The organism is Sphaerisporangium aureirubrum (assembly GCF_042658925.1).
GTDB lineage: Bacteria > Actinomycetota > Actinomycetes > Streptosporangiales > Streptosporangiaceae > Sphaerisporangium > Sphaerisporangium aureirubrum.
The window spans coordinates 1-16784 of the sequence record NZ_JBHSRF010000086.1 but is presented as its reverse complement, the minus strand read 5'-3'; the positions used below and the strand labels follow the sequence as shown (position 1 = coordinate 16784).

The window sequence follows — 16784 nt, the reverse complement described above, 5'->3', positions numbered from 1 at the left end:
AGCACCAGCAGGTCGGCACGCCACGGCAGGTCTCGCGTCAGGTCGAACCGCTCCCCCGCCAGCTCCGCGAGCACGCCGGCCAGCTCGTCCTCGCCGGCCACCCGGGTCCGCAGCCGCGGCCGCGAGTCCGTGATCCGCTGCCAGGGCACGCCCCCGTCCTCCGGGAACACCGTCCGCAACGTCTCGTGCCGGTCGGCCAGATCCCCGAGCGCCGCCTCCAACGCCCCCGGATCCAGCTCACCCGAAAGCCGCAGCGCCAGCGACAGGTTGTACGCCGCCGCGCCCCCACCCTGCTCCAGCCGATTGAGGAACCACATCCGCCGCTGCCCGAACGACAACGCCTCTTTCTCACCACGACCCCCCCGAGCCACCACCCGGGCCTTCCCCCGACCCCCACCGCCCTCCACCAGCCGCGCCAGTGCCGCGACCGTCGGCCCCGCGAACAACTCCCGAATCCCTACTTCAACCCCGAGAACCTGCCGAACCCGAGCGATCAACCGCATCGCCAGCAACGAATCCCCACCAACCTCAAAGAACGACTCCTCAGCCCCCACCTCCCCGACCCCCAAAACCTCCCCGAACAACCTGCAAACCACCACCTCAGCAGCCGTAACAGCCCCCCGCCCCACCCCCCCACCAAACGCCGGCACCGGCAACGCCCCCCGATCCAACTTCCCATGCACCGTCACCGGCAACACATCCACCACCACAACCCCCACCGGCACCATGTACTCCGGCAACCTCTCCCCCACAAACCCCCGCAACTCCAAAACATCCAGCTCACAAACATCCCGCTCCCCAAACGCACCCGCCCCCACCGAGGCGTCTTCCCGCTCCGTACCCGCACCCACGCCACGCTCCGCACCCGGCCCCGCCGGGGCGCCCTCCCGCTCCGCACCCACGTCCCCCTCATCCCGGCGCCGAGACGGCGGGACGTGGTGCGGCGAATCCGGCGCCGTCGTACGGCGGCCGGCCGGAACCACGTACGCGATCAGACGCTTGACGCCGGGCTGGTCCTCACGGGGGACCACGGCCACCTGGCCGACCGCGGGGTGCTCGGCGATTACGGCCTCGATCTCGCCGGGCTCGACGCGGAAGCCGCGGATCTTGACCTGGTCGTCGGCGCGGCCGGCGAACAACAGCTCACCGTCGGGGGTCCACCGGGCGAGATCACCGGTGCGGTACATACGACCGCCGGACGGGCAGGCGACAAAACGCTCCGCGGTCAGGGCCCCTCGCCCCGCGTAGCCGCGAGCCAGGCCGGGACCGGAGACATACAGTTCCCCCGCCACCCCGACGGGAACAGGCTGAAGGAACTCGTCCAGAACGTAGGCGCGGGTGTTCCAGATCGGCCCCCCGATGGGAACCGAGGTACGACCAGGCACCGAAGACAGCGCGTGGGTCATGGTCGCGCAGACCGTGGTCTCGGTAGGCCCGTAGGCGTTGAACATCCGCCGCCCCGCCGACCACCTCTCCACCAACTCGGCCGGACACGCCTCGCCGGCGACCACCAGGGTCGCCAAACACCCGGGCAACTCCTCCACGCCCCCAAGAACCGAGGGCGGCAACGTCACATGTGTGACCCCGAAGTCAGCAAGCAGATCCTCCACCCGCCCGAACGGCGGCATCCGATCAGCCGGAGCAAGCACAAGCGTCGCCCCACCCAGCAACGCCATACAAATCTCCGACACCGCAGCGTCAAACCCAAGCGCCGCGAACTGCAACACCCGAGCCCCCAACCCCACCCCAAACCGCTCAACCTGCGCCCCAGCCAACCCCCCAAGACCCGCATGCGACACCACAACACCCTTGGGAACCCCAGTCGAACCAGAGGTATAGATCACATAGGCGGCCAACGCAGGATGAAGAACCACCCCATCAAAATCCGGAGAACACCGCGACACCTCACCCACCACCACCGGGTCATCCCAAACAACCCCGGCAACCCCCTCAGGCAGAACCCCGGCCGTCGCACCAGTGCAAATCACCAACGCCGGAGCCGCATCCCCCAAAATGAACCCGATCCGCTCAGCCGGATACGACGGATCAAGCGGCACGAACGCCGCCCCCGCCATGGCGACCCCCAACAGCACCGCCACCAGCTCAGGAGACCGATCCATCACCACAGCGACCCGATCCTCAGGCCGCACCCCCCGCCCCGCCAACCACCGCGCCACCCGCCCCGCCCGCTCGGACAACTCCCGATAAGTCCAGGAAGAATCCGCCCCGAGAACCGCCACAGCCTCCGGAGTACGCCGCACCTGCGCGACGAACAGCTCAGACAGCGTCCCCCCGGCCACATCACGCCCGGTGGCGTTCCACGTGGTGAGAACGTCCTCCCGCTCCCGAGCTTCCAGCACCCCGAGCCCGCTGACCCGCACCGACGGATCTGCCGCCACCTCCCCCAGAACCCTCGACAACCGCCCGGCCAGCGCGGCGGCCGTGGACTCGTCGAACAGATCAGCGGCGTACTGAAGATCACCGGCGATCCCGCCAGGCGCCCCCCGCCCGTCCCGCTCCTCCACCAACGCGAAGGACAGATCGAACCGCGCCGGAACCGCCTCGTCCGGCAACGTCTCCGCGTTCATCGGATGCACGGTCAGCCCAGGAAAGTCCCAGTCCGAAGCCGGCAGGTTCTGCAACACCAGCATGACCTGGAACAACGGATGCCGAGCCAACGACCGCGCCGGACTCAGCTCATCCACCAACCGCTCAAACGGCACATCCTGCCGCGCAAACGCCGCAAGATCCGCCTCACGCACCCGCGACAACAACTCACCGAACGACGGATCCCCACCCACATCCGTCCGCAACACCAAAGTATTGACGAAGAACCCAGCCAGATCCTCCAGCGCCCGATCCCCACGCCCCGCGACCGCCGTACCCACCGGAATATCGGTCCCCGCCCCAAGCCGGGACAACAGCATCGCCAGCGCGGCCTGCACGACCATGAACACCGTCGCCCCACGCCGCCGCGCGACCTCCACCAGCCCGGCGTGCACCTCGGCACCGATCCGGAACCGTACGGAACCCCCCTCGAACGAGGCCACCACCAGCCGCGCCCGATCGGCGGGAAGGTTCAGCTCCTCCGGCAACCCGGCCAGCGCCGCACGCCAGTGGGAGAGCTGCTCCCCGAGCGGGCTAACCGGATCGTCCGCCTCACCGAGCACCTCGCGCTGCCACAGCGCGTAGTCGGCGTACTGCACCGGCAACGGCGCCCAGCCGGGAGCGCCGCCCCCAAGCCGGGCGGCGTAAGCGGTGCGCAGATCCCGGGCCAGAATGCCCATCGACCAGCCGTCCACCGCGATGTGATGCGCCACCAGCAGCAACACGAACTCGGAATCGGACAACACCAGCAACTCGACCCGCCACGGCAGATCGACGGCGAGGTCGAAACTCTCCCCGGCCGCCGCGACGAGGACGGCAGGCAGCTCGGCCTCACTCAACCGCCTGCTACGCAGCACGGGCCGGCCCCGCTCCCCGTGGAGAACGTGCTGGCGGGGAGCACCGTCAACGTCGGGAAAGACCGTGCGCAACGTCTCGTGCCGGTCCGCCACATCCCCGAGGGCCGCCTCCAGCGCGGCCGCGTCCAGCTCGCCGGACAGCCGCAGCGCCATCGGCACGTTGTACCCCGCCCCCGCCCCGGCCTCGGTCAGCCGGTTGAGGAACCACATACGCCGCTGCCCGAACGACAACGGCACCGGCCCGGTACGCTCCCTGGCCACCAACGCGGCCCGCGCCCCGCCCCGGCGCCCGTCGACCAGCCCGGCGAGCCCGGCGACGGTCCGCGCCCCGAACACCTCCCGGAGGCTGACCTCGGCCCCGAGCACCGCCCGCACCCGGACCGCCAGCCGCATCGCCAGCAACGAGTCCCCGCCAAGGTCGAAGAAGGAGTCATCGGCCCCGACGTGGTCCAGATCCAGCACCTCGGCGAACAGACGGCACATCGCGGCTTCCACGGGTGTGGCCGGCGCGCGTCCGTCCTGTCCGCCGAACCGCGGAGCGGGCAGCGCGGCACGGTCGAGCTTGCCGTTGACGGTCACCGGCAACGCGTCCAAGACCAGCACAGCCGACGGAACCATGTACTCAGGCAACCGCTCGGTGGCGAAGCCCCGCAGAACCTCACCGTCCACAACAGCACCGGAGGACACCACGTAGGCGATCAGGCGCTTGACGCCGGGCTGGTCCTGCCGGGCGACCACCGCGACCTGACCTACCGCCGGATGCCCTGCCAGCACCGTCTCGATCTCCCCAGGCTCCACCCGGAACCCACGAATCTTCACCTGATCATCGGCCCGCCCCGCGAACATCAACTCCCCGGTGGATGTCCACCGCGCCAGATCCCCGGTCCGGTACATCCGCCCGCCCAGCCCGAACGGACACGCCACAAACCGCTCAGCCGTCAGACCAGCCCGCCCGTCATACCCCCGGGCCAGACCAGACCCAGCGACATACAACTCCCCGACCACCCCAGGCGGCACCGGACGCAAAAACTCATCCAGCACATAGGTACAGGTGTTCTCCCGAGGCCCACCGATCGGCAGAACCACCGGCGCCACATCACCGGGCTCCACCACGAACGTCGTCGCACACAACGTCACCTCGGTCGGCCCGTAAAGATGCCGCACCCGCAACCCCGGGCAGGCATCCAGCACCTTGCCCACCGACCCCGCCGGAACCACATCCCCACCGGTCAACACCTCGGTAAGCCGCCGCAACGACCCCGGCGACTCCTCAGCCAACACCCCGAACAACCCAGCCGTCACATGCACGAACGACAACTCATGCGCCTCGATCAGGGCGGCGACCATCCCCGCGTCCACCACCCCGGCAGGCGCCACCACAACCGTCCCGCCACGCACCAACGGCACCCACAACTCATACGTCGAAGCATCGAAGGCATGCGGCGCATGCATCAACACGCGATCGCCGGGACCCACCGACCAGCCACCATCGGTCACCAGACCGGCCACCCCACCGTGTGTGGCGACGATCCCCTTCGGCACCCCGGTCGAGCCAGACGTGAACATCACATACACCGACGACCCAGCCGACACCGCCACCCCAGGAGCAGAGTCCGGATAGGACGCCACCTCCGCCACCACCAGCGGGTCATCCCACAACACCGCTCCTGACACCACCCCAGCAGTACCCGCCTCCGCCACCACCAGATCCGGCCCCGCCCCCTCCAACATCAACCCAACCCGCTCAGCCGGATACGCCGGATCCACCGGCACATACACCGCCCCCGCCTTAACCACCCCCAACAGCAACACCACAAGATCCACCGACCGATCCATCACCACCCCGACCCGCCGCTCAGCCCCCACCCCCCGAGCAAGCAGCCACCAAGCCACCCGATTAGCCCGCCGCTCCAACTCCGCATACGTCAACCGCACCCCATCCCCCACCACGGCAAACACATCAGGACTACGCCCCACCTGCCCCCGCACCAACTCCCCCAGCGACACCCCCACCACCGGCACAGCAGTGTCGTTCCACCCCTCGACAACCGCCCGCCGCTCCCCACCCGACAACACATCCAACCCAGCCACCACAACCCGAGGATCCGCGGCCACCTGCGCGAAGACCCGATCCAGCCGTTCCGCCATCGTCCGCACGGCGGTCTCGTCGAACACGTCGGGCCGGTAGTCCAGCCGCAGGTCCAGCGTCTCGCCGGGCACGGCGATGAGGGTGAGCGGGTAGTGCGCGGCGTCCTGCCCGGCGACGACCCGCAGCCCGCCGGGACCGGCGGCGCCCTCGGTGTCATGCGGGTAGTTCTCGTAGATCACCAGGGTGTCGAAGGACGCGCCGGCTCCGGCCGTCCGCTGGATCTCGGCCAGCCCCAGATGCTGGTGGGCGATCAGCTCGGACTGCCGGCCCTGAAGACCGGCCAGGAGGTCGGTGAACAGACGGCCGGGTTCCAGCGTCACCCGCACCGGCACGGTGTTGATGAACAGCCCCAGCATCCGCTCGACACCGGGCAGGTCGGCGGGACGTCCGGCGACGGTGGCCCCGAACACGACATCGGTGCGCCCGGTCAGCGTCCCCACCAGGACCGCCCACACCCCCTGCACGACGGTGTTGAGCGTCAGCCCGTGGGCCCGCGCCAGGTCGCGCAGGGCGCGGGTGAGCGGCTCCCCGAGCCGGGTGGTCACATGCCGGGACGGAACCGTCTCGGCGTCCGGCTCGACGGACGCCACCAGCGTCGGCTCGCTCACGCCCGCGAGCGCCCGCCGCCAGGCGTCCTGCCCGGCCGCGGAGTCCTGGCGATCCAGCCAGGCCAGGTAGTCACGGTAAGGAGCGACGGGAGGAAGCCCGGAGGCGTCCCCGCCCGCCGCGTAGATCTGCGACAGCTCGTCGAGCAGCACGGGGAACGACCAGCCGTCCAGCACGATGTGGTGCATCGTCATGACGAGCCGGTACGTGGCCCCGCCGAGCTTCACCAGGAGCAGCCGCAGCAGCGGCGGCGCCGCCAGGTCGAACCGCGCCAGCTCGGCCTCGGCGAGGCGATCCGCCTCGGCCCGCGCGGCACCGTCCGCCAGGGCACCGAGGTCGGCCTCGCGCCAGGGCAGCACCGCGTTCCGGACGACCACCTGGATCGCGGAGCCCTCGGGCTGATGGAAGCCGGACCGCAGGACCGCGTGCCGGTCCAGCAGCGCCTGGAAGCAGGCGCGGAGCAGGGCGGGGTCGAGGGTGGCGTCGAACTCCATGACGCGCTGGCTCACGTAGACGTCGCGGGCGTCGTAGCGGGAGTGGAACAGCAACCCTTCCTGGAGCGGCGACAGCGGCAGGACGTCCACCAGGCCGGGGATCTCGGTTTCGAGCCGCTCGATCTCCTGCTGGCCGAGGGAGACCAGCGGGAAGTCGGACGGGGTGTGGCCACCGCCGGACGTGGCGGCGTGCGCGGCCAGCCCGCCGAGCATCGCCGCCCAGGCCTCCGCGATCTCCCGCACCGTGGCGTCGTCGAGCAGGCCCGCCGGGGCGGTCAGCGTCACGGTCAGTTCGGGGCCGCCGGGCAGGTCCCTGACCAGGCCCCCGGCCTCCAGGGTGTGGGTGAGCGCCATCCCGGGGTCGACCGTCCCGCCGAGCACCGTGGCGCCGTCCGGCTGCCAGTACCCCTGCGCGCCGGCGGCCGGGGTGAACCGGCCGAGGTAGTTGAACCGGATCTGCCCCATGGGCAGCCGAGCGAGGGCGGGCGCGGTCTCCGGGTTGAGGTACCGCAGCAGCCCGTACCCGAGACCGTCCCCGGGAACGGCCCGCAGCTGTTCCTTGATCCGCTTGAGCAGCCGCCCCGCCTCGGGCCCACCGGCCCGCACCTGGGCCGGAGCGATCGTCCCCGGGTCCAGCCGGACGGGATACGAGCCGGTGAACCAGCCGACGGTCCTGCTCAGGTCCATGTCGCCGGTCAGCGGGACCCGGCCGTGGCCCTCGATGTCCACCAGGACGCCGCCGCCGAGCCCCTGCCGCCATTCGGCCAGCGCCGCGACCAGCCCGGCCAGCAGCACGTCCGCGATCCCGACGTGGAACGCGGCCGGCACCAGCGTCAGCAGCTCCGCCGTGGCGGGCACCTGGAGCGACACCTGCCGCATCCCGGCCGCCACCGTGTCCACCGCCGGGTCCGGCACCCGCTCCGCGAGCGCCGCCACGGGCCCGTCCAGCATCCGCGTCCACGACGGCGTCTCGGCCGCCCGCTCGGCGCTCGACGCCTGCTCGGCCAGCTCCGCGGCCCACCGCCGGAACGACGTCCCCACCCCGGGAAGGGCGGCCGAGTCGTAGGCGGCGGCGAGGTCGGGCAGGAGGATCCGCCAGGAGACCGCGTCCACCACCAGGTGGTGCGCGACCAGCAGGAGGCGGCCGGGGGCACCCGGGCCGGCGTCGAACCAGACGGCGCGCAGCATCGCGCCGGAGCGGGGGTCGAGCCCGGCGGCCTCGTGTTCGGCGCGGGCGCGGACGGATGACGTCCAGGTGGCCGGGTCCCAGCCGGTGGCGTCCACGCGGGGGATCGTCACCGGGGTGGAGCCGGGCGGGGGGATGTCCAGGTGGGTGGCGCCGGGGGCCAGGCGGGCGCGGAGGATGTCGTGGTGGTCGAGGAGGGCCCGGACGGCCGCGGTGAGGCGCGCGGGGTCCAGGGCGGGCGGGGTCTCCACCAGCATGAGCTGCGAGAAGGAGCCGGTGAGGGCGGTGGGGCCCGCCCGGTCGGCGAGTTCGCGCATGAAGGGGGTCAGGGGAACCGGGCCGGTTCTCGACTCGTCCTCTCGTGGGGCCGCGGGGACGGCGGCGACCCTGGCGAGGGCGGCGGGCGTGCGCAGGTCGAACATCTGGCGGGCGTTGACGGCCACGCCGGCGCGGGCGGCGCGGGCGACGACCAGCATGGACATGATGGAGTCGCCGCCGAGTTCGAAGAAGGAGTCGTCGGCGCCGACGCGCTCCAGCCCGAGCACCTCGGCGAACAGGCCGCAGAGGATCTCCTCCGCGGCGGTGGCCGGGGCCCGGCCGGTGGAGCCGCGGAACTCGGGCGCGGGCAGCGCGGCACGGTCGAGCTTGCCGTTCGCGGTCACCGGCAGGGCGTCGAGCGTGACGAACGCGGCGGGGACCATGTGGTCCGGCAGGGTGCGCGCGGCGAGGTCCCGCAGGGCGTCGACGTCGACGGCGTCCCCGGCGGGGACGGCGTACGCGACCAGGCGCTTGACGCCGGGCTGGTCCTCCCGGGCCAGCACCACGACCGAGGCCACGGCGTCATGGGCGGCGAGGACGGCCTCGATCTCGCCGAGCTCGATGCGGAAGCCACGGATCTTGACCTGATGGTCGGCACGGCCCGCGTACAGCAGCTCGCCGTCCGGGCTCCAGCGCGCCAGGTCGCCGGTGCGGTACATCCTGCCGCCGAACGGGGAGGCCACGAACCGTTCCGAGGTCAGCCCCGGACGGCCGGCGTAGCCACGGGCCAGCTGCACACCCGCGAGGTACAGCTCGCCCATCACGCCGGGCGGCACGGGCCGCAGGAAGTCGTCCAGCACGTAGACCTGGGTGTTCCAGACCGGACGGCCGATCGGCACCGCACCGGAGGAGGAGATCCGCGCGCAGTCCCAGTAGGTGACGTCGACCGCGGCCTCGGTGGGGCCGTAGAGGTTGAACAGGTCCGCGTCCAGCCGCTGCCGGAACTCGGTGACCAGCTCGCCCGGCAACGCCTCACCGCTGCAGACCACCAGGCGCAGGCCGGGACACCGGCCGGGCGCCACCTGCTGGAGGAACGGCCCCAGCATGGACGGCACGAAGTGCATCACCGTCACGCCGTACCGCTCCACCGTGTCCACCAGGTACGCCGGATCCCGGTGCCCACCCGGCCGGGCCATCACCAGACCGGCCCCCACCAGCTGCGCCCAGAAGAACTCCCACACCGACACGTCGAACCCCGACGGGGTCTTCTGCAGCACGCGGTCGGCGCCGGTCAGCCGGAACCGGTCCTGCATCCACAGCAGCCGGTTGACGATCGCGCCGTGGCTCACCACCGCGCCCTTGGGACGGCCGGTCGAGCCCGAGGTGTAGATCACGTACGCGGGAAGCTCCGGCGGAAGCACCTCGCCGAGCGGGACGGCGGGCTCGGCCGCGACCGCCGCGACCGTCGCCGGGTCGTCCCACAGCTCCTGCGTGCAGACCACCGCCGGAGCGGCGTCGGACAGGATGTACGCGATCCGATCGGCGGGATATTCGGGATCGACGGGCACATACGAGGCGCCGGCCTTCAGCACACCCCACAGCACGCACATGAGATCCACCGAGCGGTCCATCAGCACCGCGACCCGGCTCTCCGGCCCGGCCCCGCGCCTCCGCAACCACCGCGCCACCCGATCGGAGCGCGCGTCCAGCTCCGCGTACGTCAACGCCGCGTTCTCGTCCAGCACCGCGACCGCGTCCGGCGTCCGGCGCGCCTGCGCTCGGAACAACCCGGTCAGCGTCGTGGCGGGCACCGCGTGACCGGTGGCGTTCCACTCCTCCAGCACCAGCCGCCGCCCCGCCGGGTCCAGCGGCTCGAACGCCCCGACGCGCCGTCCGGGGTCCTGCGTCATCCACGCGAGCAGCCGCACCAGCCGGTCCGCCAGGTCGCGCACGGTCCGCGGGTCGAGCAGGTCGGGGCGGAACTCCAGCCGCAGCTCCATGGCGTCCAGCGGGGCGACCAGCAGGCTCAGCGGGTAGTGGCTGGTGTCGTCCCCGGAGCCGCCGTCGATGGTGAGGCCGCTGAGCTTGAGCGGGCCGCCGGGGTCGCGGGGATAGTTCTGGTACACCATCAGCGTGTCGAACGTCGCGCCGCGGCCGGCGATGCGCTGGATCTCGGCCAGGCCGAGGTGCTGGTGGGCGAGCAGCCCGGACTGCCAGTGCTGCAACGCGGTGAGCGTCTCGGCGACCGTCCTCGCGGGGTCGAGGCCGACCCGCACGGGGACGGTGTTGATGAACAGGCCGACCATGCGTTCCACGTCCGGCACCTCGGCGGGCCGCCCGGCCACGACGGCGCCGAGCACGACCTCGGTGCGGCCGGTGAGCATGCCGATGACCATGGCCCAGGCGCCCTGCACGACGGTGTTGAGCGTGAGGCCGTGCCGCCGCGCCATCTCGCGCAGCGCGCCGGTCAGCCGCTCGTCCGTGTGGACCAGCACCCGCTCGTACCGGTCGCCCGCCCGGTCCACCGGGGCGACCAGCGTCGGCTCGGACACCCCGTCCATGGCCTGCCGCCACGCGTCCCTGGCGGTCTCCTTGTCCTGCCGGGCCAGCCACGTCAGGTACTCGCGGTAGGACGTCACCGGCGGCAGCACCCGGGTGTCGCCCCCGGCGGCGTACACCTCGGACAGCTCGGAGAACAGGATCGGCACCGACCAGCCGTCCATCACGAGGTGGTGCAGGGTCACGACCAGCCGGTACCGCGACGGGCCGAGCCGGAGCAGCAGCAGGCGCAGCAGCGGCGGGACCGCCGGGTCGAAGCGGCCCTTCTCCGCGGCGGCCAGCCGTGCCGCCTCGGCGTCCCGCTCGGCCATGGCCAGCCCGGACAGGTCCTCCTCGTGCCACGGCAGCGTCACGCCCTGGACGATGAGCTGCACCGGGTCACCGGAGCCGCGCCGCTGGAACGACGCCCGCAGGCTCGCGTGCCGGTCCAGCAGGGCCTGCCAGGACCGGCGCAGGACGCCGACGTCCAGGGCACCGCTCAGCTCCATCGCGCCCTGCAGCACGTAGACGTCGGCGACGTCCCCGGTGTCCCCGGCGTAGGCGGCGTGGAAGAGCAGGCCCTCCTGCAGGGGGGACAGCGGCCAAACGTCCTCGATCCTCACCTGGGTCACCGCGGTCCCCTCTCGCCTGCGAGCCTGATCTGGAACTCGTCGATCTCGTCCTGGGCAAGTGCCACGAAGGTGAAGTCGGACGGCGTGTGGCCGCCGCTGCCGGGATCGGCGGTATGCGCCACCAGGCCGGTGAGCATCGCCGCCCACGCGCCGGCCAGGTCGTGCAGGGCGGTCTCGTCGAGCAGACCGGACGGGCAGGTCAGGGTCAGGGTCAGCTCCGGCCCCGTGGGCAGGTCGCGCACCAGCCCTCCGGCCTCAAGGGCGTGGGACGCGGCCATCCGGGCGTCGGCGCTGCCGCCGAGCACTACGTTCCCGACAGGTTGCCACCTCCCCCTACCGATGTCATGGCCGTCCAACTGGCCGACGGACGGGGTGAAGCGGCCCAGGTAGTTGAAGCCGATCTGCGGGGACGGCGCCGCGGTCAGGGCCGGGTCGGGCTCGGCGGCGAGGTGGCGCAGCACGCCGTGGCCGAGGCCGTCGCCGGGCACCGCGCGCAGCTGCTCCTTGACCCGTTTGACCAGGGTGCCCGCGGCGGGGCCGCCCGCGCGGATCTGGGCGTACTCGGCGGTGCCGGGGTCGAGGCGGACCGGGTGGGAGCCGGTGAACCAGCCGACGGTGCGGGTCAGGTCCATGTCGGGGGCCAGCGGGACCCGGCCGTGGCCCTCCACGTCCACGAGCACGCCGCCGGTGACGTCGCCGCGCCACTCGGCCACGGCGGCGGCCAGGGCCGCGAGCAGGACGTCGTCGACGCCCGCGTAGAAGGCGGCCGGGACGGTGGTCAGCAGGTCCCTGGTGGTCTCGACGGGCACGGGCAGCGAGACGTGGTGCATGCCGTTGGCCACGGTGTCCACCGCCGGGTCCAGCGGGCGCTTGCCGATCAGGGGGTCGGGGCCGCCGAGCAGGCCGATCCACCGGGGCAGTTCGGCCGTGCGTTCCTCCACCTGGGCGGCCAGGGCGCGGGCCCAGCGGCGGAACGACGTCCCCGGCGGGTCGAGCGCCGGTTCGCGGCCCTCCGCGAGGGCGGTGTAGGCGGCGGCGAGGTCAGGGACGAGCACACGCCAGGAGACGCCGTCCACGACGAGGTGGTGGGCGACCAGGAGCAGGCGGCCCTCGTCGGCGAACCAGACGGCCTGGAGCATCACCCCGGCGGCCGGGTCCAGGCGTGCCACCGCCGCCGCCTCCTCGGCCTCCAGGTCCGCTGCCGCGACGCTGACGCGGTCCTTCGGCGCGGTGCCCTTCTCCGGGACGGTCAGGGTGCCGTCGCGGAACCTGGCCCGCAGGATGTCGTGATGGTCGAGCAGGACGCGCAGCGCCTCGGCCAGCAGGGACGGGTCCAGCGGGGGGACCTCGACGAGCATGGACTGGGACAGGGAGCCGGTGAGCGCGGCCGGCCCCGCCCGTTCGGCGAGTTCCCGCATCACCGGGGTCAGCGGCACCGTGCCCACCGGGATGTCGGGCTCGCGGCGGGCCACCGGCTCGCCGGCGGCCGTCTCGGCCACCCGGGCGAGGGCGGCGGGGGTCTTGTGCTCGAACACCTGCCGGGTGGTGATGACCAGGCCCGCGCGGCGCGCCTTGGTGACGACCATCATGGACATGATCGAGTCCCCGCCCAGCTCGAAGAACGAGTCGTCGGCCCCGGCCCGCCCCAGCCCCAGCACCTCGGCGAACAGCCGGCACAGCACCTCTTCGACGGGGGTCGCCGGCGCCCGGCCGTCCGCCTGCGTGCCGAACTCGGGCGCGGGCAGCGCGGTCCGGTCGAGCTTGCCGTTCACCGTGACCGGGAGCCGGTCGAGCACCACGAACGCGGCGGGCACCATGTGGTCGGGCAGCACCCCGGCGAGGTGCCCCCGCAGGGCTTCGGTGTCCACCGCACCGGGCGTGGCCGCCGGCCCGGACGTGGGCGGCGCGGGGGTCGTCTCCGCTCCGGTGCCGGGGGTGGGCACCACGTAGGCGACCAGGCGTTTCACTCCCGGCTGGTCGGTGCAGGCGATCACGGCGACCTGGCCCACCGCCGGGTGGGCGGCCAGGACGGACTCGATCTCGCCGAGTTCGACGCGGAAGCCGCGGATCTTGACCTGGTGGTCGGCGCGGCCGCCGAAGCGCAGGGCGCCGTCGGGTGTCCAGCGGGCGAGGTCGCCCGTGCGGTACATCCGGGCGCCCGCCTCGTCGAACGGGCAGGCGACGAACCGTTCCGCGGTGAGGCCGGGGCGCCGGACGTAGCCGCGCGTCACGCCGGTGCCCGCGACGTACAGCTCGCCGGTGACGCCCGGCGGGACGGGGCGCAGGAAGTCGTCCAGCACGTACACCCGGACGTTCGCGATCGGGCCGCCGAGGGGCACCACGTCCGGCGGCTCGGCGGGGGCCGTCCACGAGGTGACGTCCACCGAGTTCTCGGTCGGGCCGTACTCGTTGTGCAGCACCCGGCCCGGCGCCCAGCGCCGCACGACGTCCGGCCCGCACTCCTCGCCCGCGGTCACCAGGTACTCGATGTTCCGCAGCACCGCCGCGGCGCGCTCGTCGTCGTCCCCGGCGAGGGATTCGAGGACGGTGGGGGTGAACGTCACGGCGTTCACCCGGAGGGTCTCCAGTTCCCGCAGCAGGTCGCCGTCCCGCCGCGCGACGCACAGCGTGGCGCCGCCCGCGAGGGTCGGGTAGATCTCCGACACCGACGTGTCGAACGACACCGAGGCGAACTGCAGCACCCGGTCCCCCGGGCCCCAGCCGTAGGCGGTCACCCGCCACGCGATGTAGTTCGCCACTCCCCGGTGCGGCACGGCGACCCCCTTGGGCCTGCCGGTGGACCCGGAGGTGTAGATCACGTACGCCGGGTGCTCGGGCCTCAGGGGCACCACCCGGTCGGCGTCGGCCGGCGCGGTCGCCGGACGGGCCGCCAGCTCGGCCGCCGCCGCGGGTTCGTCCCACACCAGCCGCTCGACCGGGGACCCGGCGCCGGAGGCCGCCGCGACGACGGGCTCGGCGGCGCGGGTGCACACGACCAGGGCGGGGGCCGCGTCGGCGAGCATGGCGGCGACGCGTTCGGCGGGGTAGCCGGGGTCGATCGGGACGTAGGCCGCGCCGGACTTCAGCACGCCGAGCAGGACGGCGATCAGGTCGGCCGAGCGTTCCATCGCCACGGCGACCAGGTTCTCGGGGCCGACACCCCGGCCGATCAGCCAGTGCGCGAGGCGGTTGGCGCGGGCGTCCAGCTCGGCGTAGGTGAGGGACTCCTCCGCGGTGACGACGGCCGTCGCGGCCGGGGTGCGCGCCACCTGGGCCTCGACCAGCTCGGGGACGAGTGTCACGGTGACCGGGCGGGCAGTGCCGTTCCACTCGCGCAGCACCCGGTGCTCCTCGGCCGGGGTGAGCAGGCCGAGGTCGCACAGCCGGACGGCGGGGTCTGCGGCGACCCGCGCGAGCACGCGGGTCAGCCGTGCCACCAGCGTCTCGGCCGCCGCCCGGTCGAACACGTCGGGCCGGTACTCCAGGCGCAGCTCCATGTCGTCGCCCGGGGTCGCGACGAACGTCAGCGGGTAGTGGGCCGCGTCCTCGCCGCCGGCCATGGCGCTGCGCAGGCCGGTGAGGTGCAGCGGGCCGCCGGGGTCGCCCGGGTAGTTCTGGAACACCATCAGGGTGTCGAAGGTGGCGGCCGGCCCGGCCACGCGCTGGATCTCCGCGAGCCCTAAGTGCTGGTGGGCCAGCAGCCCGGTCTGGCGGGCCCCGAGGTCGGCGAGCAGGTCCGCGAACGTCTGGTCCGGGGTGAGGCTCGCCCGCACCGGGACGGTGTTGACGAACAGGCCCAGCATGCGCTCGACGCCGGGCAGCTCGGCCGGGCGGCCCGCGACCGTCGTGCCGAACACCACGTCGGACCGGCCCGCCAGCGTTCCGACCAGCACGGCCCACGCGCCCTGGAGCACGGTGTTCAGCGTCAGGCCGTGCGTCCTCGCGGTCTCGCGCAGCGCGGCGGTGAGCGGGGCGCCCGCGTGGCCCACCACGTGCCTGATCCGTTCGCCGCCGGTGTCGCCGGGGCCGACCAGGGTGGGGTCGTCCACCCCGGCGAGCGCCTCGCGCCAGGCCTCGCGGGCCGCGTCCCGGTCCTGGCCGGCGAGCCAGGCCAGGTACTCGCGGTAGGAGGTGACCGGCGGCAGGACGGACGCGTCGCCGCCCGCCGCGTAGATCCGCGACAGCTCGCCGAACAGGACGGGCAGCGACCAGCCGTCCATGACGAGGTGATGCATGGTGACGACCATGCGGTACCGGGACTCCCCCAGCCTGAGCAGCAGCAGCCGCAGCAGCGGCGGGGTGGCCAGGTCGAACCGGGTCTCCTCCTCTGTGGCCAGGCGTCCGGCCTCGGCCAGGGCGTCCGACGGCGACAGGCCGGTGAGGTCCACCTCCCGCCACGGCGTCGCCACCGTGCCCGCGACCACCTGGACGGCCTGCTCCAGGTTCCCGGTGCGGCGGAACCCCGCGCGCAGGCTCGCGTGCCGGTCCAGCAGCGCCCGCCACGACGCGCGCAGAAGGCCGGTGTCCAGGTCGTCGTCGACGTCCACGACGCGCTGCCAGATGTAGGCGTCCCGGGCCTGCTCGTCGTAGCCGGACAGGAAGAGCAGCCCCTCCTGGAGCGGCGACAACGGCCACACGTCGGCCAGGCCCGGCGTCGCGGCCTCCAGTTCCTCCACGTCGTCCTGGGCGAGCGTGACCAGCGGGAAGTCGGACGGCGTGTGCCCGCCGTCCCCGCAGGCGGCGATGCCGGTGAGCATGGCCACCCAGGCGGACGCCAGCCGGTCCAGATCCGCGTCGTCGAACACCCCCGCCGGGCAGATCAGCGTGACGGTCAGCTCAGGGCCGTCCGGCAGGTCGCGCACCAGCCCGCCGGCCTCCAGGGCGTGCGACATCGCGATACGGGGGTCGGTGGCGCCACCGAGCACGTCATCCTCGACCGGCCGCCAGTCACCCCCTGTACCCGCTCCGAACCTGCCGAGATAGTTGAACCCGATCTGCGGCGTAGGCAGCGCGGCGAGTACCGGCCCGATATCCGGATTCATGTACCGCAACAGCCCGAATCCAAGCCCGTCCCCCGGCACCCCGCGCACCTGCTCCTTCACCCGCTTGAGCAGCCGCGCGGCCTCCGGCCCGCCCTGCCGCACCCCCGCGTGGTCCAGCCCTCCCGCGTCCAGCCGCACCGGATGCACCGCCGTGAACCACCCCACGGTCCTGCTCAGATCCATCTGCTCGGACATCGGGACCCGCCCGTGCCCCTCCACATCCACCAGCAGCGCCCCGCCCCCACCCCGCCACTCGTCCAACGCCCCCACCAGCCCCGCCAGCAACACCTCGTCCACCCCCGCGTGAAACGCCGCCGCCACCCGAGTCACCAGCTCCCCCGCCACCCCCGCCCCCACCCGAACCGAAACCCGCCGCACCCCGTTCCCCACAACATCCACCCCCGCATCCAGCCCC

General features: G+C 73.0%; 2 protein-coding genes (1 of these 2 running past the window's edge). Both read right to left on the bottom strand.

What is annotated here, in order from left to right:
- Positions 1 to 11327, bottom strand: the 5' portion of a protein-coding gene (locus ACFP1K_RS34925) for a non-ribosomal peptide synthase/polyketide synthase (RefSeq protein ID WP_380761566.1). 10735 nt of this gene lie to the left of the window's left edge; 11327 of the gene's 22062 nt are visible here — the first part of the coding sequence; its start codon is at positions 11325 to 11327; its stop codon lies off the left edge, out of view.
- On the bottom strand, positions 11324 to 16714 hold the full coding sequence (locus ACFP1K_RS34920; protein ID WP_380761564.1) for an amino acid adenylation domain-containing protein: 5391 nt from the start codon (positions 16712 to 16714) through the stop codon (positions 11324 to 11326). The genes ACFP1K_RS34925 and ACFP1K_RS34920 overlap by 4 nt, the downstream gene beginning before the upstream one ends.
- Between the last annotated feature and the right edge of the window lie 70 nt (positions 16715 to 16784).